20 protein-coding genes, 1 pseudogene and 1 riboswitch are annotated in these 23,988 nt (G+C 72.8%); of the genes and pseudogenes, 11 read left to right on the forward strand and 10 right to left on the reverse strand.

Annotated features, from left to right (window positions below; translation table 11 throughout):
* Positions 1-11: 11 nt before the first annotated feature.
* From ACTOQ2_RS40470 to ACTOQ2_RS40490, 5 genes and pseudogenes are all read right to left on the reverse strand, one after another.
* Positions 12-485, reverse strand: a complete 474-nt coding sequence (locus ACTOQ2_RS40470) for a hemerythrin domain-containing protein (RefSeq protein WP_440106807.1) — start codon at positions 483-485, stop codon at positions 12-14.
* Between the two features lie 31 nt (positions 486-516).
* Positions 517-651, reverse strand: a complete 135-nt coding sequence (locus ACTOQ2_RS40475; protein ID WP_440106809.1) for a hypothetical protein — start codon at positions 649-651, stop codon at positions 517-519.
* Positions 652-668: 17 nt separating this feature from the next.
* Positions 669-845, reverse strand: a pseudogene (locus ACTOQ2_RS40480) (glutathione-dependent formaldehyde dehydrogenase); the annotation flags it as partial.
* A gap of 19 nt (positions 846-864) precedes the next feature.
* A complete protein-coding gene (locus ACTOQ2_RS40485; protein ID WP_440106811.1) occupies positions 865-1,812 on the reverse strand; it encodes a TIGR03557 family F420-dependent LLM class oxidoreductase in 948 nt (315 codons plus the stop codon).
* A gap of 202 nt (positions 1,813-2,014) precedes the next feature.
* A complete protein-coding gene (locus ACTOQ2_RS40490; protein ID WP_440106813.1) occupies positions 2,015-4,315 on the reverse strand; it encodes a phosphoketolase family protein in 2,301 nt (766 codons plus the stop codon).
* A 162-nt stretch (positions 4,316-4,477) separates the two neighbouring features.
* On the opposite strand from ACTOQ2_RS40490, the gene ACTOQ2_RS40495 reads away from it, so the two are divergent.
* The 3 genes from ACTOQ2_RS40495 to ACTOQ2_RS40505 are packed head-to-tail and all read left to right on the forward strand — an operon-like array spanning position 4,478 to position 7,718.
* Positions 4,478-5,335, forward strand: a complete 858-nt coding sequence (locus tag ACTOQ2_RS40495; RefSeq protein ID WP_440106815.1) for a fumarylacetoacetate hydrolase family protein — start codon at positions 4,478-4,480, stop codon at positions 5,333-5,335.
* A 3-nt stretch (positions 5,336-5,338) separates the two neighbouring features.
* Positions 5,339-6,502, forward strand: coding sequence for a DUF3500 domain-containing protein (locus ACTOQ2_RS40500; protein WP_440106817.1), 1,164 nt, complete (start codon positions 5,339-5,341; stop codon positions 6,500-6,502).
* Positions 6,503-6,530: 28 nt separating this feature from the next.
* Positions 6,531-7,718 carry an FAD-dependent monooxygenase gene (locus tag ACTOQ2_RS40505; RefSeq protein ID WP_440106820.1) on the forward strand — a complete coding sequence of 396 codons (1,188 nt, stop codon included), beginning with the start codon at positions 6,531-6,533 and terminating at the stop codon, positions 7,716-7,718.
* On the opposite strand, the gene ACTOQ2_RS40510 is transcribed toward ACTOQ2_RS40505, so the two are convergent.
* The 3 genes from ACTOQ2_RS40510 to ACTOQ2_RS40520 all read right to left on the reverse strand — a co-directional run bounded on the left by ACTOQ2_RS40510 (position 7,682) and on the right by ACTOQ2_RS40520 (position 8,657).
* A complete protein-coding gene (locus tag ACTOQ2_RS40510) occupies positions 7,682-7,930 on the reverse strand; it encodes a DUF5999 family protein (protein WP_440106822.1) in 249 nt (82 codons plus the stop codon). The genes ACTOQ2_RS40505 and ACTOQ2_RS40510 overlap by 37 nt on opposite strands.
* A 194-nt stretch (positions 7,931-8,124) precedes the next feature.
* Positions 8,125-8,460 (reverse strand): ArsR/SmtB family transcription factor, encoded by a 336-nt coding sequence (locus tag ACTOQ2_RS40515; protein WP_440070880.1) that lies wholly within the window; start codon positions 8,458-8,460, stop codon positions 8,125-8,127.
* Positions 8,461-8,462: 2 nt separating this feature from the next.
* Positions 8,463-8,657 (reverse strand): hypothetical protein, encoded by a 195-nt coding sequence (locus ACTOQ2_RS40520; RefSeq protein WP_362695007.1) that lies wholly within the window; start codon positions 8,655-8,657, stop codon positions 8,463-8,465.
* Between the two features lie 295 nt (positions 8,658-8,952).
* Here ACTOQ2_RS40520 and ACTOQ2_RS40525 point away from each other — a divergent pair, with 295 nt between their 5' ends.
* Entirely contained in the window at positions 8,953-9,120 is a 168-nt protein-coding gene (locus tag ACTOQ2_RS40525; protein WP_344743362.1) for a DUF3073 domain-containing protein, read from the forward strand.
* A gap of 484 nt (positions 9,121-9,604) precedes the next feature.
* Entirely contained in the window at positions 9,605-10,753 is a 1,149-nt protein-coding gene (gene speB, locus ACTOQ2_RS40530; protein ID WP_440106824.1) for an agmatinase, read from the forward strand.
* Between the two features lie 34 nt (positions 10,754-10,787).
* Here speB and ACTOQ2_RS40535 read toward each other — a convergent pair whose 3' ends face one another.
* On the reverse strand, positions 10,788-11,237 hold the full coding sequence (locus tag ACTOQ2_RS40535; RefSeq protein ID WP_440106826.1) for a hypothetical protein: 450 nt from the start codon (positions 11,235-11,237) through the stop codon (positions 10,788-10,790).
* Positions 11,238-11,686: 449 nt separating this feature from the next.
* Here ACTOQ2_RS40535 and ACTOQ2_RS40540 point away from each other — a divergent pair, with 449 nt between their 5' ends.
* The 3 genes from ACTOQ2_RS40540 (at position 11,687) to ACTOQ2_RS40550 (ending at position 15,891) form a co-directional block, all read left to right on the forward strand.
* The gene (locus ACTOQ2_RS40540; RefSeq protein WP_440106828.1) at positions 11,687-12,751 is read left to right on the forward strand and encodes a CHAP domain-containing protein; all 1,065 of its coding nucleotides are present in this window, start codon (positions 11,687-11,689) and stop codon (positions 12,749-12,751) included.
* Between the two features lie 138 nt (positions 12,752-12,889).
* Positions 12,890-13,855 carry a siderophore-interacting protein gene (locus ACTOQ2_RS40545; RefSeq protein ID WP_440106830.1) on the forward strand — a complete coding sequence of 322 codons (966 nt, stop codon included), beginning with the start codon at positions 12,890-12,892 and terminating at the stop codon, positions 13,853-13,855.
* A 197-nt stretch (positions 13,856-14,052) separates the two neighbouring features.
* On the forward strand, positions 14,053-15,891 hold the full coding sequence (locus ACTOQ2_RS40550; RefSeq protein ID WP_440106832.1) for a glycoside hydrolase family 15 protein: 1,839 nt from the start codon (positions 14,053-14,055) through the stop codon (positions 15,889-15,891).
* Between the two features lie 63 nt (positions 15,892-15,954).
* On the opposite strand, the gene cobN is transcribed toward ACTOQ2_RS40550, so the two are convergent.
* Positions 15,955-19,713 carry a cobaltochelatase subunit CobN gene (cobN, locus tag ACTOQ2_RS40555; protein WP_440106833.1) on the reverse strand — a complete coding sequence of 1,253 codons (3,759 nt, stop codon included), beginning with the start codon at positions 19,711-19,713 and terminating at the stop codon, positions 15,955-15,957.
* A 190-nt stretch (positions 19,714-19,903) separates the two neighbouring features.
* Positions 19,904-20,076: riboswitch (cobalamin riboswitch) on the reverse strand.
* 46 nt (positions 20,077-20,122) lie between these two features.
* Between cobN and ACTOQ2_RS40560 the strand changes: the two genes are divergently transcribed.
* The 3 genes from ACTOQ2_RS40560 to ACTOQ2_RS40570 are packed head-to-tail and all read left to right on the forward strand — an operon-like array spanning position 20,123 to position 23,924.
* Positions 20,123-21,748: a precorrin-3B synthase gene (locus ACTOQ2_RS40560; RefSeq protein WP_440106835.1), complete on the forward strand. Its 1,626-nt coding sequence runs from the start codon at positions 20,123-20,125 to the stop codon at positions 21,746-21,748.
* Entirely contained in the window at positions 21,745-22,371 is a 627-nt protein-coding gene (locus ACTOQ2_RS40565; protein WP_440070872.1) for a precorrin-8X methylmutase, read from the forward strand. Before ACTOQ2_RS40560 ends, ACTOQ2_RS40565 begins: the two co-directional genes overlap by 4 nt.
* An 8-nt stretch (positions 22,372-22,379) precedes the next feature.
* Positions 22,380-23,924, forward strand: coding sequence for a precorrin-2 C(20)-methyltransferase (locus tag ACTOQ2_RS40570; protein ID WP_440106837.1), 1,545 nt, complete (start codon positions 22,380-22,382; stop codon positions 23,922-23,924).
* The last annotated feature ends 64 nt before the right edge of the window (positions 23,925-23,988 follow it).

Genomic DNA, 23,988 nt, shown 5'->3' on the forward strand with positions numbered 1-23,988 from the left:
CGCGGGCGAGGTCAGGTGCGGGCGCTGCTCAGGGCGAGCGGGTCCCTGGGCGCCGCGGGCTTGGCCTTCTCCATCTCCTCACCGAGCTCCTGGAGCCTCTTGCGCCCCATGGCCTCCCGCACCTGCGGGAACCACTCCTGCTCCTCCTCCTCGACGTGGTGGCGGACGTTCTCGATCAGCACCGTGACCTTGGCGTCGAACCGCTCGTCCTTGGGGTCGAGCTTGGCCAGCTCGGAGAGCATCCAGACCACCACGTGGTGCTCCTCGACGCTCTCCAGGACGTGGCCGGAGGTCTCCGGAACGCTCTCGCGGGCGGCCGGGTAGAAGATCTGCTCCTCGATGTGGGCGTGGGCGGTGAGCTCCTCGATGATCTGGTCGACGAGTTCCCGCTTCTTCTTGTACGCCCGCTCGCCCGCGTTCTCGAACTCCTTGAACAGCTTCTCGACGGTCTTGTGGTCGTCCTTGAGCAGAACGATCGCGTCCATCTTTCTCCTTAAAACGACGTGTCCGGTGTGATCAGGGGTTGAGCAGGACCTTGATGGCCCCGTCCCGCTTCTTCTGGAAGATCTCGTAACCGTGCGGCGCCCGGTCGAGGGGGAGCCGGTGGGTGGCCAGGTCCATGACCGCGAGGGGGTCGGAGTCGTCGGTCACCAGCGGCATCAGGTCGTGCCGAGGATGTCGCCCTGTCCCATGAAGGGCCCCAGCACCTCGTACAGGTGCAGGTCGGAGCCGCAGATCGCGGTGGTGGTGACCCTGATGATCGCGTCGTTCGGCTCCTTGAGCACCGGGTCGGGAACCTCCTCGACCCGTACGTCGCGCCTGCCGCGCCAGGTGAAAGCTTTCATGATCTTCTCCTCGGGGGTGTCAGCGCAGCCGGGGCAGGACCTCTTTGGCGTAGAAGTCGAAGAAGGCGTCCTGTTCCTGGCCGATCTGGCTGATGTAGACCTCGTCGAAGCCGGCGTCCACGTACTCCTCGATCGCCTTGACGTGCACCTCGGGATCGGGGCCGCAGGGGGCGGCGATATCGTCCTCGGTCACCGTCTCGGCGAGCTCCTCGAAGTGGCGGGGCAGCGGCAGCAGCTGCGAGGCCTCGCCCTGGATGCCCTGGGTCGGCCAGAGCCGGTGCGCGGTCTTGCGGCCGGTGGCCTCGTCGGCGGCGTAACAGACCTTCAGCCCGCCCTGGGAGGGCTTGCCCGCGCCGCCCGCCTCGTGGAACTTCTCCACCAGCTCGGCGCTCGGGGAGGTGCAGATGTAGCCGTCGGCGATGCGCCCGGCCAGCTGTACGGCCTTGTCCCCGAAAGCGGACATGTAGACGGGCGGCGGCTCGTCGGGAAGGGTGTAGAGGCGGGCGGTGTCGACGCGGTAGTGCTCTCCCCGGTGGGTCACCAGCTTCCCGCTCCACAGCTCTCGCATGAGCTCGACCGCCTCCTCGAGCATCTCCAGCCGCTCGGAGGCCGGGGGCCAGCGCGAGTCGACGATGTGCTCGTTGAGCGCCTCACCGGTGCCGACGCCGAGCCGGAACCGGCCGCCGGACAGCGCCGCGCTGGTCGCGGCGGCCTGCGCGATGATCGCCGGGTGGGTGCGGACCAGCGGGCAGGTGACGGCGGTGGTGATGGGCAGCGAGGTCGCCTCCGCCACCGCCCCGATCACCGACCAGACGAACGGGCTCTGGCCCTGCACGTCCAGCCAGGGGTGGAAGTGGTCGGATATCCACAGGCCCTCGAAGCCCGCCCGCTCGGCGAGCTTGGCCTGCCGTACGAGCTCCGCAGGCCCGTGTTCCTCGCTCGACAGGAAGTATCCGAACGTGGTCATTTTCCCCTCCCCGATCGTCTGAGCTGCAGTGACGTCTCCCTTACCCCATCGGTGAAGGTCAAACGAGGAGGTGTGCGGGGGTGGGCGCGATCTTCCCCCTGACCTCCCCGAGGAAGCCGCGCGACCCGGCGGCGAGCTCGACCGGGCCCCCTGCCCCGCGATCGGGGCAGGGGGCAGGGGCCCTGATCGGTACGGCCCCCGATCAGTACGGCCAGGCCCAGTCGCGGATCTCGGCCGGGTCCTCGCCGTGCTCGCGGGTGTGGGCGCGGGCGCGCAGGCGGGCGTCGGCCATGTGCTGGCGCAGGTGCGCCGAGCGCTCGGCCAGGCCGGGGACCCGGTCGATGACGTCCATCACCAGGTGGTAGCGGTCGATGTCGTTGAGCATGGCCATGTCGAACGGCGTGGTGGTGGTGCCCTCCTCCTTGTAGCCGCGCACGTGGATGTTCTCGTGGCCGTTGCGGCGGTAGGTCAGGCGGTGGATCAGCCACGGATAGCCGTGGAAGTTGAAGATGACCGGCCGGTCGGCGGTGAACAGGGCGTCGAACTCGGCGTCGGGCATGCCGTGCGGGTGCTCGGAGGGCTGTTGCAGGCGCATCAGGTCCACCACGTTGACCACCCGGACCTTCAACGAGGGCAGGTGCTCGCGGAGCAGCGCGGCCGCCGCCAGCGTCTCCAGGGTGGGCACGTCCCCCGCGCACGCCAGCACCACGTCCGGCTCGGTCCCGGCGTCGGTGCTGGCCCACTCCAGCACGCCCAGCCCCCGCGTGCAGTGCGCGATCGCCTCGTCCATCGGCAGCAGGTCCAGCACCGGCTGCTTGCCGGCCACGATGACGTTGACGTAGTCGCGGGAGCGCAGGCAGTGGTCGGCCGTCGACAGCAGCGTGTTGGCGTCCGGCGGCAGGTAGACGCGCACCACAGAGGCCTTCTTGTTCATCACCACGTCCAGGAAGCCGGGATCCTGGTGGGAGAACCCGTTGTGGTCCTGGCGCCACACGTGCGAGGACAGCAGATAGTTCAGCGAGGCGACCGGCCTGCGCCAGGGGATCTTCCGGGAGGACTCCAGCCACTTGGCGTGCTGGTTGAACATGGCGTCGATGATGTGGATGAACGCCTCGTAGCAGTTGAACAGGCCGTGGCGGCCGGTCAGCAGGTAGCCCTCCAGCCAGCCCTGGCACAGGTGCTCGCTGAGCACCTCCATCACCCGGCCGCCCGCCCCCAGGTGCTCGTCGGTCTGCAGCACCTCGGCGTTCCAGGCCCGGTCGGTGACCTCGAAGACCGCCTGCAGCCGGTTGGAGGCGGTCTCGTCGGGGCCCATCAGCCGGAAGGTGTCGGGATTGGCGGCGATGACGTCGCGCAGGAAGGCGCCCAGCACCCGGGTGGGCTCGGTCGTGGCGGTGGCGGGCGACTTGACCTCGACCGCGTACTCGCGGAAGTCGCCCAGCGCCAGCGGCCGCAGCAGCTCGCCGCCGTTGGCGTGCGGGTTGGCGCTCATCCGCAGCGGTCCCTCGGGCACCGTCCCCACGACCTCGGCCACCGGCCGCCCCTCGGCGTCGAACAGCTCCTGCGGCCGGTAGGAGCGCATCCACTCCTCCAGCATCGCCAGGTGCTCGGGGTTGTCGCGCACCCCCGACAGCGGCACCTGATGTGAGCGCCAGGTGCCCTCCACCGGCAGGCCGTCGACCTCGTGCGGCCCGGTCCACCCCTTCGGCGTCCGCAGAATGATCATCGGTGGCCGGCCGCCCTCGGCGATCTGGTCGAACACCGTCTCCAGGGTCTCGGCCATGATCTGGTGCACGGCCTCGGGCTCGTCCCCGGACACCAGGTGCGGGCGGTATCCGTAGCCCTCCATGAGCTTGACCAGCTCGGCCTCGGGGATGCGGGCCAGCACGGCCGGATTGGCGATCTTGTAGCCGTTCAGGTGCAGGATCGGCAGTACGGCGCCGTCGCGGCCCGGCGCGTGGAACTTGTTGCTGTGCCAGCTGGCCGCCAGCGGCCCGGTCTCGGCCTCCCCGTCACCGATGACACACGCCACCACCAGGTCCGGGTTGTCGAACGCGGCCCCGTAGGCGTGGGCCAGGGAGTATCCGAGCTCGCCGCCCTCGTGGATCGAGCCGGGCGTCTCGGGCGCCACGTGGCTGGGGATGCCACCGGGAAAGGAGAACTGCCGGAACAACCGCCGCATCCCCTCGGCGTCCCGGGAGATGTCGGGGTAGCGCTCGGTGTAGGAGCCCTCCAGCCAGGCGTGCGCCACCGCCGCCGGGCCGCCGTGCCCGGGACCGGCGATGTAGATCATGTCCTGGTCGCGTTCGGCGATGATCCGGTTCAGGTGGGCGAAGCAGAGGTTCAGCCCCGGCGTGGTCCCCCAGTGCCCCAGCAGCCGGGGCTTGATGTGCTCCGGTCTCAGCGGCTCGGCCAGCAGCGGGTTGTCCAGCAGGTAGATCTGACCGACCGACAGGTAGTTGGCCGCGCGCCAGTAGGCGTCGACGTGCGCGAGTGCGTCCATACATCGACAGTTCCTCAACTGAGGCGTTCGAACCCCGTACGGCGAACTCCCCCTACCGCATTGGGGTGGAATGTACGAAGATCTCCGGATGAGTCTAGAGCGACGTACGGGTGCGTTCGAGGCTGCTGTGGTTCCCGTCACCGGGAACATCGGGAGTGAACGATGAGGTTTGTCGGTTTTCGGGATGGGCGCCAGGTCCGGGTGGGCGTGCTGACCGGTGGAGACCGGGTGGCGCCGCTGGCCGAGGCGGGCGAGTTCTACGAGGACCTGCCCGGCTGGACCGCGAGGGCGCGCGAGCTCGCCGGGCGGGAGCTCGCCGGGCGGGAGCTCGCCGGGCGGGAGCTCGCCGGGCTGAGCCTGGCCCCGGCGGTGGCCGGTTCCGCGCGGGTGGTGTGCGTCGGGCTGAACTACCGGGCGCACGCCGCCGAGGGCGGTTTCCCGATCCCGGAGACACCGGCGATCTTCGGGCGGTGGACGGCGTCGCTCACGGTCGACGGGACGCCGGTCCCGGTGCCGCCGGACGAGGCGGGCCTGGACTGGGAGGTCGAGCTGGTCGCGGTGGTCGGCGCGGAGCTGCGGTGCGTGGACGAGGAGACCGCGCTGGCGGGGGTGTTCGGCTACGCGACCTTCAACGACCTGAGCGCCCGCCGGGCGCAGCGGCTGACCGCGCAATGGACGCTCGGCAAGAACTCCGACCACAGCGGGCCGATCGGGCCGGTGGTGACCGCCGACGAGGTGGGCGACCCGGCCGGCGGGCTCCGGCTGGTGACCCGGGTCAACGGCGAGGTCGTCCAGGACGGCGACACCAAGGACATGATCTTCCCGGTCGGGCGAGTGCTGGCGCACCTGAGCCGGACCATGACGCTGCGCCCCGGAGACCTGGTGGCGACCGGCACCCCCGCCGGGGTGGGGCACGCGCGCACCCCGGCGCGCTTCCTGCGGCCCGGGGACGTGGTCGAGGTGGAGATCGACCGGCTGGGGTCGGTGCGCAACCCGATCGTGGCCTGGCCGGAGAGCTGACCGATGTCGCAAACCTCGCATTTCAGCCACTCCCCTCATGAACAAGGCGCCCACCCCACCGCCGGGCGGATACCTCGCTCGGGTCTCGAGGATCGTCCCGGGGACTTCAACGTCACCCTGATCACCTTCGCTGCGATGGCGCTGTACGACGCCCTGGACGGCGAGCAGCGGGCCCGCGCGCTGCTGCCCTTCGACGACGCCGACCGCTCGAACTGGAACTTCCTGCCCGCCTCGGGACGCGCCGGGGTGCCGCTGCGGGACCTGAGCTTCGACCAGGGCATCCTGGCGCACCGGCTGATCGCCCAGTGCTGCTCGGAGCGGGCGTACGCGCAGGTGGTGCAGGTGATCTCGCTGGAGCACGTGCTGCGCGAGCTGAACCTGGAGCGGTTCGGGCACGTGGCCAGGGAGTTCCGCAACCCGGGGATGTACTTCCTGACGTTCTTCGGGCAGCCCAACCCCGACTCGGTGTGGGGATGGCGGCTGGTCGGCCACCACCTGTCGCTGAACTTCACTGTCGTCAACCAGGACCACCTGGCGGTGACGCCGTTCCTGCTGGGCTCGGAGCCGGCCCGCTTCGGCCCGTACCGGGTGCTGGGCGAGGAGGAGGACCTGGGGTTCGCGCTGCTGCGCTCCCTGGACGACGGGCGGCGGGCGCGGGCGATCATCCACCCGGTCCCCCCGGCGGACTTCGTCACCCGTACGGTGCCGAGGATCGGCGAGGTGGAGCTGCCCGACCTGCACGGGGTCGGCCGGCGGGACGCGATGATCACCGAGGCCGACCGGCAGGCCCTGCGCTACATCAGGTCGCACCCGCGCGGGATCGCCGCCGCCGACCTGACCTCCCGGCAGCGGCGCGCGTTCGACGAGTTGCTGGAGTGCTACCTCGACCGGGCCAGGCCCGGCCAGGTGGCCGCCGAGATGGACCGCGTCCGCGCCGCCGGCGGCGGTGGCGGGGAGGGTGACCTGCACTTCGCCTGGGCCGGCGCCGACGACTACGGGCTCGGCCACTACTACCGCGTCCAGGGCCCGGTCACGTTGATCGAGTTCGACAACACCGAGGACGACGCCGACCACGCCCACAGCGTGTGGCGCGACCCGGCCAACGACTTCGGCGAGGACCTGCTGATGAGACACCTCATCGAGGAGCACCGCGGTACCGCGGGGTGAGACGCCGCCCGAGGAGAGGAACCCCTGAGTGAAGATCGCCATTGTCGGAGGAGGCCTCGGCGGGCTGGCCACCGCGCTGCTGCTGCGGCAGGCCGGCCTCGAGGCTGTCGTGTACGAGCAGGCCGCCGAGCTGCGCGAGGTCGGCGCGGGAATCGTGGTGGGCCCCAACATGGTCCGTCCCCTGGTGCGGGCCGGGCTCGGCGAGCGGCTGGCGTCCTTCGCCGTCCCCCTGGAGACCGCCTGGGAGTTCAGGCGCTGGGAGGACGGCCGGGTGCTGTCCTCCCAGCCGATGGGCGAGGAGTGCCGGCGGCTGTACGGCACCGACTGCTACGTCGCGCACCGGGCCGACCTGCTGGACATGCTGCTGGAGGCCCTGCCCGCCGAAGCGGTCAGGACCGACCGGCGGCTGGAGGTGCTGCGGCAGGAACGCGAGGGGGCCGAATTGGTCTTCACCAGCACCGGCGGCGTGAAGACGACGGTGGCCGCCGACGTCGTGATCGGCGCGGACGGCATCCACTCGGCCGTCCGGCCCGCGATCGTCGACGAGGAGCCGCCGCGCTTCTCCGGGCTGTGCGCCTACCGGTGCCTGGTCGACGCCGAGCGGGCACCGGAGCTGGCGCTGCGCCGGGTGCAGACGCTCTGGCTGGGTCCCGGCCGCCACTTCGTCCACTACCCCATCAGGGACAGAAAGCTGATCAACATCGTCGCGATCGTGCCCGCGGGCGAGTGGCGCGTCGAGTCGTGGACGGCCGACGGGCGGCTCGAGGACCTGGCGCGCGAGTTCGAGACCTGGGACCCCCGGCTGGGACAACTGATCGCCGCGGCCACCGAGACCAAGCGCTGGGCGCTGTACGATCGCGCCCCCCTGGAGCGCTGGACGTCGGGACGGGTGGCCCTGCTGGGTGACGCCGCCCACTCGATGCTGCCCTTCTTCGGCCAGGGCGCCGCCCAGGCGGTCGAGGACGCGGTGGTCCTCACGAGCTGCCTGCGCGACGCCACCGGCGACACGGTGGCGAAGGCGCTGGCCCGCTACGAGGAGATCCGCAGGCCCCGGGCCTCGCGGGTGCAGCTGATGAGCCGGGGCCGCGAGGTGCAGAACCACCTGCCCGACGGGCCCGCCCAGCTGGAGCGCGACGCGGCCCTGGCCGGCAGCGACCCGCTCCGGCAGAGCGCCTGGCTCTACGGCCACGACCCCGAGACCGCCATCGCGGGCTGAGCGGCGGGCTGGACGGCGGGACGGGAGGACGCGACGGGCGGGCGGTGCGGCGGGACGGCCCGGCCGTCGGGCAGCAGCTCGCCGGTGTCCTCGAAGAGCACCACCCCGTTGCAGAGCAGGCTCCAGCCCTGCTCGGGGTGGGAGGCGATCGGTCTCGCGGCCTCCCGGCCGGAGGCGTAGGCCGGGGGACATGGGGTTTCGTGCCGGCACATGGCGTACCTCACTGATCTGCGCTGGTCCGCGCTGGTCTGCCTCGTGACGGCGGTCCGCCACCGTCTTCTCGCAGGATGCGCCCGCGGGGACGTCCTGTCCCGGTACAAATCCGCACAGGGGCCCGTGTCCGGGAAGCGCGCGTCCCGCCGGGCCTCACCCGGTCTCGCGCACCCCTCCCAGGAACGCGAAACCGCTAGCCGCGAGCCTCGGCGCGCAGCTCGGCGAGCAGCTCACCCTGCTCGGCGAGCACCCCGGCCAGGATCGACCGCGCCACGGCCATCAGCTCGGCCAGGTCCTGGGTGGACAGGGCGTAGACGACGGTGGCGCCGTCCCGGGTGGCGGTCACGACTCCCGCGCGGCGCAGCACGGCGAGCTGCTGGGAGAGGTTGGAGGCCTCGACGTCGATGGCGCTCAGGAGATCCCGCACCGGCAGGGGGCCGTCCCGCAGCAGCTCCAGCACCTGGACGCGGACCGGATGGCCGATGGTGCGGAAGAGTTCGGCCTTGGCCTGGTGCAGCGGCACCGGCATGATCACACAGCTCCGGCGACGGGCCCGCCACCGGCGTACCGCACGTCGACGCCGTGCCGGTCGGCGATGCGCAGCAGGTTCTCCAGCCGCCCGGACAGGACCTCGACCGCGTGATCGTCGAAGGCCTGGCGCATGAGCTCCAGCTCGCCGTCGACATCGGCGATGCGCGCCCGTAGCTCCGCCGCGAACTCGCTCATGTCCCCCACCTCCCGTGGATCAGGTCACTCCCCGGCGTCTGGTTTATCGGCACACCGTTCCTCATGATGTGGCAAATTGCATAATTCTTCAAATCGTAATGACGTTGGCTATGATGGCGACGGCCGTTTTCCAACAGGGCCCGCAGCCGGTTCGAGCCCGATCGATGACGGATCGACCGCGAAGCGGGATACTTGGTACGGCTACCGCAGACTGACCTGCGGCGTCAGAGCGCGCCAGCCGGCGATGCGACAGTGACGAGAGGCCGAGCACGGCCTGCGCGAGGGAGTACAGCCAATGGGACGGGGCCGAGCCAAGGCTAAGCAGACGAAGGTTGCTCGCGAGCTGAAGTACAGCAGCCACAGCATGGACATCGACCGGTTGCGCAAGGAACTCGGCGCCGGTGACGATCCCGCGCCGGAGAGCGAGGCCGACGACCCCACCGGTGAGCCGACCGGCAGATGACGTCGCGGGCGGGCCACGGACCCCGGCCGGCCGCCGTGGCGCCGGCGGAGCCCGGCTCCGTGACCTCGCGCGAGCCCGCGTGGTCTCGCGGTCCCGGTCGCGTGGCCTGCCCGCGTGGCTCCTTCCGCGGCGCGCCGGCCGGCCGGCGCGCCGATCGGCAGGCGGACGCCCGTGGCGGCGTCCGCCGCGCGACGGCGAATTCCACGCAACATCCGGCAACATCATTGAGGCACCCGCCCAGGGCTGCTTACCGTCACGGTTGTGCGTACCGCGGTGCGGCGGTCACGCACCCCCGGTCAGCGCGTCGACGGAGAGCTCTGGCGGGTCCCACTCATCCCACGGTGACCGGCTACCCTTCCCCCGCCGGGCATCGGGATCTGCCAGTTCACACGCCGTGGCCCTGGGACGAATCGCCGGATCGCGCGAGGTCGTGCCTCGCGCGGGCGGAAAGTCTCCCCGGGCCACGGCCACCACTCACCCCACCGTGCCCTCGCGTGTCCCCGCGAGCCGTGCCCGGCGGCGACGGGCCGCGGCGCTCGCGGAGCGGCGCCCTCCCGCCGGGGGAACGGTGACGAGCCGCTACGGGCCCCAGTTCGGGCCCGACATCACCTTCCTCGGCGTCGAGCGGTGCTCGCTGGACGATCCCGCGAGTCACGCGGGCGCCGACATCGTGATCGTGGGGGCGCCGTTCGACGGCGGCACCTCGCACCGGCCGGGCGCGCGCTTCGGGCCGCAGGCGATCAGGATGACCGACTACCTGCCGCACGACGGGGCGCGTCCCAGCCTGGCGCTGCGCACCGACGGGCTGCGCGACCTGCGCGTCCTGGACGCGGGCGACGTCGAGATGCCGCCCGGCGACATCCTGGCGTCGCTGGCCGCCCTGGAGGCCGCCGTCGAGAAGATCGCCCGCTCCGGAGCCGTTCCGGTGATCCTGGGCGGTGACCACTCGATCGCCTTCCCCGACGCGAAGGGGGTGGCCAACGTCCTCGGGCACGGCCGGATCTCGATGATCCACTTCGATGCCCACGCGGACACCGGCGACATCGAGTTCGGCTCGCTGTGGGGGCACGGGCAGCCGATGCGCAGGCTCATCGAGTCGGGGGCGCTGCGCGGCGACCGGTTCCTGCAGATCGGCCTGCGCGGCTACTGGCCGCCGCCGGAGACGCTGGACTGGATGGCCGAACGGGCGATGCGCTCGTACGAGATGACCGAGATCACGCACCGCGGCCTGCGGGAGTGCCTGACCGAGGCCTTCGCCATCGCCGTCGACGAGTGCGACGGCGTCTTCCTGTCCGTCGACATCGACGTGTGCGACCCGGGCCACGCGCCGGGCACCGGGACGCCGGAGCCCGGCGGCCTCACCGCGCGCCAGCTCCTGGACTCCGTACGGCGCGTCTGCCTGGAGCTGCCGGTCGTCGGGATCGACGTCGTGGAGGTCAGCCCGCCCTACGACCACGCCGACATCACCGCCGCGCTGGCCAACCGCGTGGTGCTCGAGGCGTTGAGCGCCATCGCCCGGCGGCGGCGCGACGCCCGGGACGGGACCGCCTGGAACCCGCTGCTGCCGCTGCTCGCCGAGCGCCCGGATCGCGCGGCCGGACCGCCCGACCGGCCAGACCTGCCGGACCGCTGAGGCGCCTGCCGGAGGCCCGCCTCCCCCGCGGGTTCTAGCGGGTTCGCGGGCGGTTGCCCCACTTGGGCCTGCGGAAGAGGTCGCGGCGCTCCAGCAGGTAGACGAGCTTCGCGGCCGCGGTCCTGACGGCCTCCTCGTGGCGGTGGCGTTTCTGCGGGACGACGGCGCTCCAGCGTTCGAGCAGGAGGGCGATCTCCTCGGCGAGCTCGCCGATCACCCGGTAGCGGGTGCTGAAGGCGTAGAGGTCGCCGTGCACCTCGTTCACCAGGTCCTCGTCGACCCGATGGGCGAGCGGCCTGACCCTGCGGAGGATTCCCGCCTCCATCGCCGGGGTGACCGGTGCCCGCCGGGCGTCGCCCTCGGGCACCATGATGAGGGCCCGGACCCGCGCGACGGCCAGGGTTCGCTCGGCCTGCGAGGTCGCGGGGTGCTCGGCGAGGTCCAGGAGGCGGCGGAGGGTCTCCTGCGTCTTGTCGTCGAACATGGAAAACCCGTTCCGCCTTCGTGTCCCCGTTTTTCGCCGGACCGGGAGGGAGGCCTCGGCGTCGGCACCGGCGCATGCCACGCACGTGCCATCACATGCTATTCGACCCGATGGGCAGGGAGGCGTACCGGTGTGACCCGTGAGCGCGGGGTGAATTGGGATATGCCCGTTGTGCGCGAACGGCCCCGGCGCTTCCGGGCCGCCCACCCTCGTGCACCGGAACCGGAGCGGGGTCCGGAGCCGGCGGCCGGCACGGGTGGGCAGTCGATGGTAGGTGCTGCGGGGGCGCCTTTCCCGCCTTTCGCCGAATCCGGTATTCGACAGCCTCCTGACTCGGCTTTTTAAGCAAATAGCCTCACTTTTCCGTTTTTCTGCGAATACAGTCCAGCTTTGTCGGACGGCGCCCCCTTCTCCGAAGGGGAGGAGAGTGGACGGGGTGGCTCACAGCCATGGATCCGATCGGTGACGATCTGCTCAGGACCATCAAGCCCGAACTCGGGTACCGGGAGGGATCCGGCCAGCACAGCAAGTTCGGTGAGTGGTACGCGGTCAACGTGGCCCAGGACCCGCAGTACAGGACGGCCCCCTGGTGCGCGATGTTCATCGCCTGGGCGGCGGAGAAGGCGGGCGTGCAGGAGTACGTCGGGCAGTTCGCCTGGACCCCGTCGCAGGCGCGCTGGTTCGAGACCCACGACGCGTGGACCCGGACTCCGGAGCCGGGCGCCCTGGTCTTCTTCGACTGGTCCGGCGGCAAGGACATCAAGGGGATCGACCATGTCGGCGTCGTCGAGAGCGTGAACGGTGGAACGATCCACACCATCGAGGGAAACGTCGACCGGATCTGGCTGAAGCGCAAGACGCGCGACCAGAGCAAGGTCGTCGGATACGGGCTGCCGCGCAAGGTCAAGGAGAAACTGACGGGCGCCGCCTCCGGGGAGGACGCCACGGCCCCGCAGGCCGCCGGGCGGATCGAGATCCGCCCGGCACTCGCCCCGGGCTCCACTCCCCCGGCGGACGTGCCGGGAACGCTCCCCGTCTCCATGGAGACCGTCGTGATCGTCGGGGTGCTGACCTTCGTCCTCGGCACGACGTTCGTCCTGTCCCGGCTGCGCCCCCGCGTCTCGGCGGGACGGCACCGCAGGAGAGGCGGGCGGCGGGAACGGGCGGACCTGTGGACCGGCGTGACGTGTCCGGTCGAGGAGACGCTCCTGCGCGCGGAGACGCCGCCGGCCTGGAAGGCGCTCCCGCACACCGTGGCGCTCCATCCGGGCGGGCAGGGCGGGCAGAGCCGGCAGGGCCTGCCGGACACCACGCCCCGGGGCCGCGAGACGCTCCGCGTGAGCAGGCCGAGCTGGGCGTGCGAGCCGTACCGCACGGGTCTCCCGAAGCGGGCCGACGGCGCCGGGACCCCCGGCCGTACCGGCACGCGGCCCGCCCCCGGGCCGGACCTCGGCGGGAAGGCGCGGCGCGGCGCGCGGGAGACACGCGAGGGCGAGGAGGCCCGCGCCGCGTGACCGTACCGGCGCAGGCCACGTGACCGTACGAGCAGAATCACCCGAGACCGGGATAGAACGGAGATCGCACCAGGTTGCCGAATAAGGTTAGGCAAAGCTAAGTTGCTGGGGACGGCATTTCCCAGTGAAGGCGGCACGATGACAGCGGGCAGCGAGCAGACCCTGGAGCGCGCGGCGGAGGTTCCGGCCTATCGCGGCCATCAGGCGGAGGTCGTGCGGACGGCGCGGCTCAGCCCGAACTTCGTCCGGGTCACCTTCGGCGGCGAGGACCTGGCGGGCTTCGCCGACAAGGGATTCGACCAGCGGATCAAGGTCATCCTCCCGCTGCCGGACGGCGGCATCACCCCGCTGGGCGACGGAGACGACTGGTACCAGCGGTGGCGGGCGCTCCCCGACGAGCTGCGCAACCCGATCCGCACCTACACCGCGCGGGCCGTGCGGCCCGAGCTGCGCGAGCTCGACGTCGACTTCGTCCTGCACGGTGAGAGCGGCCCCGCCTCCCGGTGGGCGACCCGCGTCACCCCGGGCGACCGGGTCGTGGTGGTCGGCCCCAACGCCGCCTACTCCGGCCCCGTCGGCGGCCGGGAGTGGGCCCCGCCCGCCGGGGCGTCGCACCTGCTGCTGGCCGGGGACGAGACGGCCGTGCCCGCCATCGCCGCGATCGTCGAGTCGCTCTCCGGCTCCGTGCGCGCCACCGCGCTGCTGGAGGTCCCCGAGGCCGCCGACGCGCTCCCGCTGGACGTCCGTCCCGGCGTGGAGGTCGTCTGGCTGCCCCGCGAGGGGGCCCGCCACGGCGACCTGCTCATCCCGGCCGTACGCGACACCCTGAGCGCGCTCACCGCGCCGGGCGGCGCCCTCACCGGCGGGCCCGCCTCCCCCGCCGGTCCCGGCGCCGCGAACCCGCTGGAGGACGTCGACGTCGACGAGGGGATCCTCTGGGAGGTCCCCGAGGCCTCGAAGGGCGACGGCCTGTACGCCTGGCTGGCGGGCGAGGCGGGCGTGGTCAAGCTGCTCCGCCGCCACCTGGTGCAGGAGGCCGGGATCGACCGCTCGGCGGTGGCCTTCATGGGCTACTGGCGGCTGGGACGCTCCGAGAGCGCCTGAGCCGCGGCTCCCGTCCGGAGGTGACACCCGCGCCCGGTGACGCGGCCGTCATCGGGCGGCCTTTGCCGTCGTTTGCCGTCGTTTGCCGTCGGCGGCGGGAAACGTGCCGACTCCTTGACGCGGGACGGAACCGGGCAGGTGTCCGGGGCACGTAGCTTGAGGGCGTAATGCCCGGCTCGCGACGTGAGAAGGCCGACATGACAGCAGCGGAATCCGCTCGTCAGGACCCGGCGGGCGCCCCCGGATACCGGCCCATCGCCGACCACGGGCTGATCGGCGACCTGCACACCGCGGCGCTGGTGGACACCGGCGGCACCATCGTCTGGTACTGCTGCCCGCGCTTCGACGCGCCCAGCGTGTTCGGCTCGATCCTGGACGCCGTCCGGGGCGGATCGTTCGAGCTGGGCACGGCCACCCCGGCCAGGACCAAGCAGTTCTACTTCCCCGACACCAACGTGCTGATCACCCGCTTCTCCGCCGCCGACGGGGTGGGCGAGATCCAGGACTTCATGCCGATCGTCGGCGACACGCGCGACGGCGCCCGGCACCGGCTGATCCGGCGGGTGAGATGCGTCCGCGGGTCGCTGCCGTTCCGGGCGCGGGTGGCTCCGCGGTTCGACTACGGCAGGCAGTCCCACACCCTGACCATGCACCGGGGCCGGGCGCTCTTCGAGTCGCCGTCGCTGTCGCTGACCCTGTCGTCCAGCACCACCCTGGAGGTGGACGGCCAGGACGTGCGGTCGGAGTTCAAGCTCAACGAGGGCGAGTGCGCGGTGTTCGCCCTCGACAGGTTCGGCGACGACGTGGCGCTGCGCGCGTGCCCGATCGAGGAGGCCGAGGAGGAGTTCGCCTCGACCGTGGCGTACTGGCGCCGCTGGCTGTCCTCGTCGAGGTACCGGGGCCGGTGGCGGGAGATGGTCCACCGGTCCGCGCTGACGCTGAAGCTCCTCACGTACGCGCCGACCGGCGGGATCGTGGCCGCCGTGACGACCAGCCTGCCCGAGCAGCTCGGCGGGGAGCGCAACTGGGACTACCGCTACGTCTGGATCCGCGACTCGGCGTTCTGCGTGTACGCGCTGCTGCGGCTGGGCTTCGGCGAGGAGGCCGAGGCGTTCATGGGATTCCTGTCCCGGCACGTCAGCCGCGACGGCGGCGGCCCCTCGGGCCCGCTGCAGATCATGTACGGCATCGACGGGCGCACCGAGCTGCCCGAGATCGAGCTGCCCCACCTCGAGGGGTACCAGGGCTCGGCCCCGGTGCGCGTGGGGAACGCCGCCGTGGACCAGCTCCAGCTGGACATCTACGGCGCCCTCCTCGACTCCGTCTACCTCTACGACAAGTGGCACCAGCCGATCTCCAGCGCCCTCTGGGACGACGTCCACATCCTGGTGGACTGGGTCTGCGACAACTGGGACCGGCCCGACGAGGGCGTGTGGGAAACGCGCGGCGGACGCAAGGACTTCGTCTACTCGCGGCTGATGTGCTGGGTGGCGATCGAGCGGGCCATGCGGATGGCCGCCCGCCGCGGGCTGCCATCCGACACGCCGCGCTGGCAGCTGGCCCGCGACGCGATCTACCGGCAGATCATGCGGCGCGGCTGGTCGGAGGAGCTGCGGGCGTTCGTCCAGCACTTCGACGACGACGTCCTGGACGCCTCGGTGCTGATGATGCCGATGGCGAAGTTCATCTCCCCCATCGATCCGAAGTGGCTGTCGACCCTCGACGCGCTCGGCGCGAACCTGGTGTCCGACTCGCTGGTCTACCGCTACGACCCCGCGGTCAGCCCGGACGGGCTGCGCGGCGAGGACGGCACCTTCTCGATCTGCTCGTTCTGGTACGTCGAGGGGCTCACCCGCGCCGGGCGCCTGGACGAGGCCCGGCTGGCGTTCGAGAAGATGCTCACGTACGCCAACCACCTCGGCCTGTACGCCGAGGAGATCGGGCAGACCGGCGAGCAGCTCGGCAACTTCCCGCAGGCCTTCACCCACCTCGCGCTGATCAGCGCCGCGTTCAACCTCGACCACGCCCTGGGCTGAACGCCCGTCCGGGCGCGCGGCCCGCCGCGAGGGCGGGCCGCGCGGGGCCGATGAGGCCGTGGGTCAGGCGCCGTCCTCCAGGTCTCCCTCGGACTTGAGGTAGACCTCCTGGAGGTCGCGCAGGATGGCGGGGTCGGGGTGCTCCCACATGCCCCGGCCGGCCGCCTCCAGCAACCGCTCGGCGATCCCGTGCAGCGCCCACGGGTTGGACCGGGCCATGAACGCCTGGTTCTCCGGGTCCAGCACGTAGGTCGCGGCCAGCTTGTCGTACATCCAGTCGGCGACGACGCCGGTGGTGGCGTCGTAGCCGAACAGGTAGTCGACGGTGGCGGCCAGCTCGAAGGCGCCCTTGTAGCCGTGCCTGCGCATCGCGGCCAGCCAGCGGGGGTTGACCACCCTGGCGCGGAAGATTCTGGACGTCTCCTCGGAGAGCGTCCTGGTGCGGACCGCGTCCGGCCTGGTGCTGTCGCCGATGTAGGCGGCCGGGGCCTTCCCGGTGAGCGCCCGGACGGTGGCGATCATGCCGCCGTGATACTGGAAGTAGTCGTCGGAGTCGGCGATGTCGTGCTCGCGGGTGTCGACGTTCTTGGCCGCCACGGCGATCCTGCGGTAGGCCGTCTCCATGTCCTGCCTGGCGGGAACGCCGTCGACGCCCCGGCCGTAGGCGAAGCCGCCCCAGACCGCGTACACCTCGGCCAGGTCGGCGTCGTCGCGCCAGTTGCGGCTGTCGATCAACGGCAGCAGCCCGGCCCCGTAGGCCCCCGGCCGGGAGCCGAAGATCCGCATGGTGGCCCTGCGCCCGTCGCCGTGCCCGGCCTGGTCGGCGAGCACGTGCGCCCGCACGTAGTTGAGCTCCTCGGGCTCCTCCAGCCCGGCCGCCAGCCGTACTGCGTCGTCCAGCATCGCCACGACGTGCGGGAAGGCGTCGCGGAAGAAGCCGCTGATCCTGACGGTGACGTCCACGCGCGGGCGGCCCAGCTCGGTGGCCGGGATCGGCTCCAGGCCGGTGACGCGGCGCGAGGCCTCGTCCCAGACCGGCCGCACGCCGAGCAGCGCCAGCACCTCGGCGACGTCGTCCCCGGCGGTGCGCATGGCGCTGGTCCCCCAGACCGACAGCCCGACCGAGCGCGGCCAGTCACCGGTGTCGGCGCGGTAGCGCTCCAGCAGGGAGTCGGCCATCGCCTGGCCGGTCTCCCACGCCAGCCTGCTCGGCACGGCCTTGGGGTCGACCGAGTAGAAGTTGCGGCCGGTGGGGAGCACGTTGATCAGCCCGCGCAGCGGCGACCCGCTCGGCCCGGCCGGGACGTAACCGCCGTCGAGGGCGTGCAGGATCGCGTCGATCTCGTCGGTGGTACGCGCCAGCCTGGGCACGACCTCGACGGCGGCGAACCGCAGGATCCGCTCCACCGTCCCGGGATCCGCGCCGCGCGCGGCGGCCGCTCCCCCGGCGCCGGGTGCGCCGGCCCGACCGGTCGCGTCGTTCGTGCCGGTCGAACCGGTCGTGCCGGGTGCGCCGCTCTGGCCGGGCGCGTCGTTCGTGCCGGTCGGACCGGCGCCTCCTGCCGGGGCGTCCGTCCGGCCCAGGACCTCGGCCGTCACCTCCCCCGCCGCCGCCGGATCCCAGTCGCGGTGCTCCATGGCCTCGACCAGGGCACGGGCCAGGGTCTCGGCCTCGTCGACGCCGATCCGCCCGGCGCTGCCGTCCTCGGCCAGGCCGAGGGCCTCGCGCAGCCCGACGAGCGCCTCGCCGCCCGCCCACATCTGCCGGGCGCGGAGCATGGCCAGCACCAGGTCGACGCGCGGCCGCCCCTCGGGGGCGGCCCCCAGCACGTGCAGGCCGTCGCGGATCTGGACGTCCTTGACCTCGCACAGCCAGCCGTCGATGTGCAGCAGGAAGTCGTCGAACTCGGCGTCGTGCGGGCGGTCGGCGACGCCGAGGTCGTGGTCGAGCCTGGCGGCCTGGATCAGCGTCCAGATCTGGGCGCGGATCGCGGGCAGCTTGGCCGGGTCCATCGCCGCGATGGAGGCGTGCTCGTCGAGGAGCTGCTCCAGCCTGGCCATGTCCCCGTAGCTGTCGGCGCGGGCCATCGGCGGGACGAGGTGGTCGACCAGGGTGGCGTGCGCGCGGCGCTTGGCCTGGGTGCCCTCGCCGGGGTCGTTGACGAGGAACGGGTAGATGAGCGGCAGGTCGCCGAGCGCGGCGTCCGGGCCGCAGGAGGCCGACAGGCCCGCCGACTTGCCGGGCAGCCACTCCAGGTTGCCGTGCTTGCCCACGTGGACCACGGCGTGCGCGCCGAAGCCGTCGGCCAGCCAGCGGTAGGCGGCCAGGTAGTGGTGGCTGGGCGGCAGGTCGGGGTCGTGGTAGATCGCGATGGGGTTCTCGCCGAAGCCGCGCGGCGGCTGCACCATGACCACCACGTTGCCGGAGCGCAGCGCGGCCAGCACGATCTCGCCCTCCGGGTCGCGCGACCTGTCCACGAACAGCTCGCCGGGCGCCGGGCCCCAGTGTTCCTCCATCCGGGCGCGCAGGTCCGCCGGGAGGGTGGCGTACCACTCGGCGTACCGGCTCGCCGCGATGCGCACCGGGTTTCCGGCGAGCTGCTCCTCGGTGAGCCAGTCCTGGTCCTGCCCGCCCGCGGCGATCAGCGCGTGGATGAGCGCGTCGCCGTCCTGCCCGGTCACCCCGGGCAGCTCGTCCTCGGCGCCGATGTCGTAACCGCGCTCGTGCAGCGCGGCCAGCAGCCGCACCAGGCTGGCCGGGGTGTCCAGGCCGACGGCGTTGCCGATGCGGGCGTGCTTGGTGGGGTAGGCCGACAGCATCAGCACCAGCCGCCGCTCGGCGGGCGGGATGTGCCGCAGCGCGGCGTGGCGCACCGCAATGCCCGCCACCCGCGAGGCCCGCTCGGGGTCGGCCACGTAGACGGTGAGCCCGTCCTCGTCGATCTCCTTGAAGGAGAACGGCACCGTGATGATCCGCCCGTCGAACTCGGGGATCGCGACCTGGGTGGCGGCGTCCAGCGGGGACAGGCCGTCGTCGTTCTCCTCCCAGGAGGCCCGGCTGCTCGTCAGGCACAGGCCCTGCAGGATCGGCACGTCCAACTCGGCGAGCGCGCCGACGTCCCAGGCCTCGTCGTCCCCGCCCGCCGACGCGGTCGCCGGACGGGTGCCGCCCGCGGCGAGCACGGTCACCACCAGGGCGTCCACCGTACGCAGGACCTCCACCAGGCCGGGCTCGGCGGTGCGCAGGGAGGCGCAGTACACCGGCAGCGCCCGCGCGCCCGCGTCCTCGATCGCCGAGCAGAGCGCCTCGACGAAGGCCGTGTTGCCGGCCACGTGGTGGGCCCGGTAGTAGAGCACTCCGACGACGGGACCGTCGTGTCCCTCCTGGTCGCGGGCCTCGCGCTCCAGCGTTCCCCAGGTGGGGGTGGGCTCGGGCGCGGCGAACCCGTGGCCGGTGAGCAGCAGCGTGTCGGACAGGAAACGGTACAGCTCGGTCAGGTTGGCCGGGCCGCCGTGGGCGAGGTAGGCGTGCGCCTCGGCGCAGACCCCGCCGGGCACCGTGGACAGCTCCATCAGCTCGGCGTCAGGCGCCTGCTCGCCACCGAGCACGACGACGGGCCGGGGGCCGGCGAGCAGGGCGTCCAGCCCCTCCTCCCAGGCGCGGCGCCCGCCCAGCAGGCGTACCACGACCAGGTCGGTGCCCTCCAGCAGCGGCGGGAGGTCGGTGGCGGTGAGCCTGGCGGGGTTGCCGAGCCGGTAGCCGGCGCCGCTCGCGCGAGCGCTCAGCAGGTCGGTGTCGGAGGTCGAGAGCAGGAGGATCACGCGCCACACTCCGGGAGAGGAAGGGCGGTACGGCCCAGGGGCGCCACGGCGTGGCGGGGGAACGGCGCCACGATATGGCGGGGCAACCGTGAAAAGCGCGCGGTGTGGCGGGGGAACGGCGATGCCACGGTGTCGCGGGGGAACGGCGAAGAGCGCACGGAGCTTCCTCCCTCGGGGTCCTCGCCCCGGGTCGTCGTCGGCCGCGACGGCTGGAGTCTCCTGGCTCCCGGATCGGTGCTCACCCCGGCCTTCCCGCCCGTCGTCGGACAGTGGCCCGGGTGGGGTTCGCTCCCCGGTTACAGTGGCGGGACCGCGCCGGATTCACACCGGCTTCCTCCCTTTGCCGTCGCCACCGATGACACTACGGCAGTCCGGTTCGTTGCAAGAAACTGGCGTTAGCATCCTTCGAGTGTCCATTGCCGACTTTTCCGGACGATCGCGACTCGACGCGTGTCCCGGGGCGCTTCAGGTCCATGCCGCCGCGGACGGCGGCCTGGCCCGCGTCCGCGTGCCCGGAGGCCGTCTCACCCCCTTCCAGCTGCGCGAACTCGCCGAGGCCGCCGCGGCGTACGGCGGCGGCGTCATCGAGCTGACCTCCCGCGCGAACGTCCAGGTGCGCGGCCTCGGCCCGGAGGATCCGGACGGCGTTACGGGGGACGGCACGGGGAACGGGTTCGCCGCGCGGATGGCGAGGGCGGGCCTGCTGCCCTCGGCGACGCACGAGCGGATCCGCAACATCCTCGCCTCCCCGCTGACCGGACTGGACGGACCGACCGGACTGGACGGACCGACCGGGCCGAGCGCGTTGACCGGGCTGAGCAGACCGGCCGAACCGAGCGGACCGGCCGGACCGAGCGGACCGAGCAGATCGAGCGGTGCGAACACTCCGGACATCACGGATATCTCAGATCGTCCGCGCTATCCGCGCGGCGGCGGGATCGCCGACGTCACACCGCTGATCGGCGAGCTGGACCGGCGGTTGTGCGCCCGCCCCGCCCTCGCCGCCCTGCCGGGGCGGTTCATGTTCGCCCTCGACGACGGCCGGGGGGACGTGGCCGGTCTGGGCGCGGACGCCGGGATCCTGCTCACGGGGCCGGACGAGGCCGCGCTGATCCTCGCCGGGACCGACACCGGCCTGCGCGTCCCGCTCACCGGAGCCGTGACCGCCCTGCTCGCCGCCGCCGAGGCGTTCCTCGACGAGCTGGCCACCCGGGACGTCACCGCCTGGCGAATCGCCGAACTCCCCGACGGTCCCTCCCTGATCGCCGCCCGCGTGCGAGCCGCCCTCGGGGTTCCCGGCACGACGCCCTTCGCCCCGGTGAGACCGCGGGTCGTGACCCTCGGGCCGGTCGGCGTCATCGGGAGTGCGGACGGGACGGGGAGCGGAACCGGCGCCGGAGGAGAGACGGGGCCCGCGAGCGGCACCGGGGGCGACACCGGAGACGGGGGCGCGCGGGTCGCGCTCGGGGTGGCGATCCCGCTGGGGCGGCTGACCTCCGCACTGGCACTGCTGCTCGCGGACGCCGCCTCGGGCGGGGAGATCCGGCTCACGCCGTGGCGTGGCGTGGTCCTGCCCGGCCTGGACCGCGCCGAGGTCGCGGGCACGGCCGCCCGCCTGGAGGCCGCCGGGCTGGTCGTCGACCCCGCCTCGCCGTGGATCGGTGTGACGGCCTGCACCGGCCGCCCCGGCTGCGCCAAGTCCCTGGCCGACGTCCAGGCCGACGCGGCCACCGCCGTAGCCGTCGGCACGACCTCGCCGCCCGCCGTCCCGCCGCCCACGGCCGCACCATCCGGGAGCGGGCCGTCCGGGAGCGGGCCGTCCGTGGCCCCGCCGTCCGGGAACGGGCCGGGCACCGATACGCTCCCCGTGCACTGGGCGGGCTGCGGCAGGCGCTGCGGCCGTCCGAGGGGGCGGGTCGCGGATGTGGTCGCCACCGGTGACGGCTACCGCCTGGAGCTGGACGGCACCGATCTGACCTGCTCCGGCATCGAGGAGACCGCGGCCGCGCTGGCGGCCGCCAGAGGGGAACTGTGATCGACTACGTCCGCGACGGCGCGGAGATCTACCGCCGCTCCTTCGCCACCATCCGCGCGGAAGCCGACCTGTCCGGCCTGCCCGCCGACGTCGCCCGGGTCGCGGTCCGCATGATCCACGCCTGCGGGATGGTCGACCTGGTGAGCGACCTGCGCTGGTCACCCGGTGTGGTGGCCTCGGCGCGCGAGGCGCTGCGCGCGGGCGCGCCGGTGCTCTGCGACGCCATGATGGTCGCCTCCGGGGTGACCCGGCGGCGCCTGCCCGCGGGCAACGAGGTGATCTGCACCCTCGGCGACCCCCGGGTGCCGGAACTCGCCTCGGAACTGGGCACCACTCGCAGCGCCGCCGCGCTGGAGCTGTGGCGCGACAGGCTCCAGGGCTCGGTGGTCGCGATCGGCAACGCGCCGACCGCACTGTTCCGGCTGCTGGAGATGGTCGAGGAGGGCGCGGGCCGCCCGGCCGCCGTACTCGGCGTCCCGGTAGGTTTCATCGGTGCCGCCGAGTCCAAGCAGGCCCTCGCCGAGCACCCGGCGAACCTGGAGTACCTGGTCGTGGACGGACGGCGGGGCGGAAGCGCGATGACCGCCGCCGCGGTCAACGCGATCGCGAGCGAGGAAGAGTGAGCGACGACGTGACCGGACGGCTGTGGGGCGTGGGGCTCGGACCCGGCGACCCCGAACTGGTGACCGTCAAGGCCGCCCGCCTGATCGGCGAGGCGGATGTGATCGCCTTCCACAGCGCCCGCCACGGCCGGAGCATCGCCCGCTCGGTGGCCGCCCCCTACCTGCGGGAGGGCCAGGTCGAGGAGGCGCTCATCTACCCGCTCACCACCGAGACCACCGACCACCCCGGCGGCTACCAGGGGGCGATCGACGACTTCTACGCCGCCTGCGCGGTGCGGCTCGCGGCCCACCTGGACGCCGGGCGCGACGTGGTGGTGCTGTGCGAGGGTGACCCGCTCTTCTACGGCTCGTACATGCACATGCACAAGCGCCTGTCGCACCGTTACGTCACCGAGGTCGTGCCGGGCGTGACGTCGGTGAGCGGCGCCTCGGCGGTCCTGGGGCGCCCGCTGGTCGAGCGGGACGAGGTCCTGACCGTGCTGCCGGGAACGCTCCCGGCGGAGGTGCTCGCCGAGCGCCTGGCGGCCACCGACTCGGCGGCGGTGCTGAAGCTCGGCCGTACGTTCACCAAGGTCCGCGACGCGCTGGCCGAGGCCGGGCGTCTCGACGAGGCCTGGTACGTCGAGCGCGCCACCACCGGGCAGCAGCGCCTCGCCCCCCTCGCCGAGGTCGACCCGGGCAGCGTCCCGTACTTCTCGCTGGCGCTGATCCCGAGTCCTGTCAACGCGGCGAGGCCCGCGCCCGCCGCCACGGCCGGGACCCCGGGTGAGACCCCGGCCGGGACCCCGGGCGAGGCGAGGGCGCGCGGCGAGGTGGTCGTGGTGGGGCTCGGCCCCGCCGGGCGGCCGTGGCTGACGCCGGAGGCGCAGGAGGCGCTGGCCGGGGTCGACGAGCTCGTCGGGTACGGCCCCTACCTGGACCGCGTCCCGCCCAACCCGCGCCAGCGCCGCCACCCCACCGACAACCGGGTGGAGGCCGAACGGGCCGCGCACGCGCTGGAGCTGGCCGCGGCCGGATCGAGGGTGGCCGTGGTGTCCTCGGGCGACCCCGGGGTGTTCGCGATGGCCAGCGCGGTGCTGGAGGTGGCGTGCGAGCCGAGGTTCGCGGACGTGCCGGTACGGGTGCTGCCCGGCCTGACCGCGGCGCACGCGGTGGCGAGCAGGGCCGGCGCTCCCCTCGGCCACGACTACTGCGTGCTGTCACTGTCGGACCTGCTCAAGCCCTGGGAGGTGGTCGCCGGGCGGATCAGCGCCGCGGCGAAGGCCGACCTCGTCCTGGCGATCTACAACCCGGCGTCGAAGAGCCGTACCTGGCAGGTGGCCGCCGCGCGGGACCTGCTGCTGGAGCACCGGGCGCCGGAGACCCCCGTGGTCGTCGGCCGCGACGTCGGCGGGCCCGGGGAGAGCATGACCGTCACGACCCTCGGCGACCTGGACCCCGACGCGATCGACATGCGCTGCCTGCTGCTGGTGGGCTCGTCCACCACGCGGGTGGCCGAGCGGGGTGACGGCGGCCGGGTGGTGTTCACCCCCCGCCGCTACCGTTGCTTGTGAGTGTGCTGTGGTGAGCGCGCTCTCAGGCAGCTTCCGGCTTGCGCCGGAGCGTTCCCCGTGTCCG

Source organism: Streptosporangium sp. H16, from assembly GCF_051918855.1.
In the GTDB taxonomy this organism is placed as follows: Bacteria; Actinomycetota; Actinomycetes; order Streptosporangiales; family Streptosporangiaceae; genus Streptosporangium.

Bases quoted from the DNA above. Each gene is read 5' to 3' on its own strand.
- ACTOQ2_RS40470 (WP_440106807.1), bottom strand. From the start codon at position 485: ATGGACGCGATCGTTCTGCTCAAGGACGACCACAAGACCGTCGAGAAG.
- ACTOQ2_RS40485 (WP_440106811.1), bottom strand. From the start codon at position 1,812: ATGACCACGTTCGGATACTTCCTGTCGAGCGAGGAACACGGGCCTGCG.
- ACTOQ2_RS40490 (WP_440106813.1), bottom strand. From the start codon at position 4,315: ATGGACGCACTCGCGCACGTCGACGCCTACTGGCGCGCGGCCAACTAC.
- ACTOQ2_RS40495 (WP_440106815.1), top strand. From the start codon at position 4,478: ATGAGGTTTGTCGGTTTTCGGGATGGGCGCCAGGTCCGGGTGGGCGTG.
- ACTOQ2_RS40500 (WP_440106817.1), top strand. From the start codon at position 5,339: ATGTCGCAAACCTCGCATTTCAGCCACTCCCCTCATGAACAAGGCGCC.
- ACTOQ2_RS40510 (WP_440106822.1), bottom strand. From the start codon at position 7,930: ATGTGCCGGCACGAAACCCCATGTCCCCCGGCCTACGCCTCCGGCCGG.
- ACTOQ2_RS40515 (WP_440070880.1), bottom strand. From the start codon at position 8,460: ATGCCGGTGCCGCTGCACCAGGCCAAGGCCGAACTCTTCCGCACCATC.
- ACTOQ2_RS40520 (WP_362695007.1), bottom strand. From the start codon at position 8,657: ATGAGCGAGTTCGCGGCGGAGCTACGGGCGCGCATCGCCGATGTCGAC.
- ACTOQ2_RS40525 (WP_344743362.1), top strand. From the start codon at position 8,953: ATGGGACGGGGCCGAGCCAAGGCTAAGCAGACGAAGGTTGCTCGCGAG.
- ACTOQ2_RS40535 (WP_440106826.1), bottom strand. From the start codon at position 11,237: ATGTTCGACGACAAGACGCAGGAGACCCTCCGCCGCCTCCTGGACCTC.
- ACTOQ2_RS40540 (WP_440106828.1), top strand. From the start codon at position 11,687: ATGGATCCGATCGGTGACGATCTGCTCAGGACCATCAAGCCCGAACTC.
- ACTOQ2_RS40545 (WP_440106830.1), top strand. From the start codon at position 12,890: ATGACAGCGGGCAGCGAGCAGACCCTGGAGCGCGCGGCGGAGGTTCCG.
- ACTOQ2_RS40550 (WP_440106832.1), top strand. From the start codon at position 14,053: ATGACAGCAGCGGAATCCGCTCGTCAGGACCCGGCGGGCGCCCCCGGA.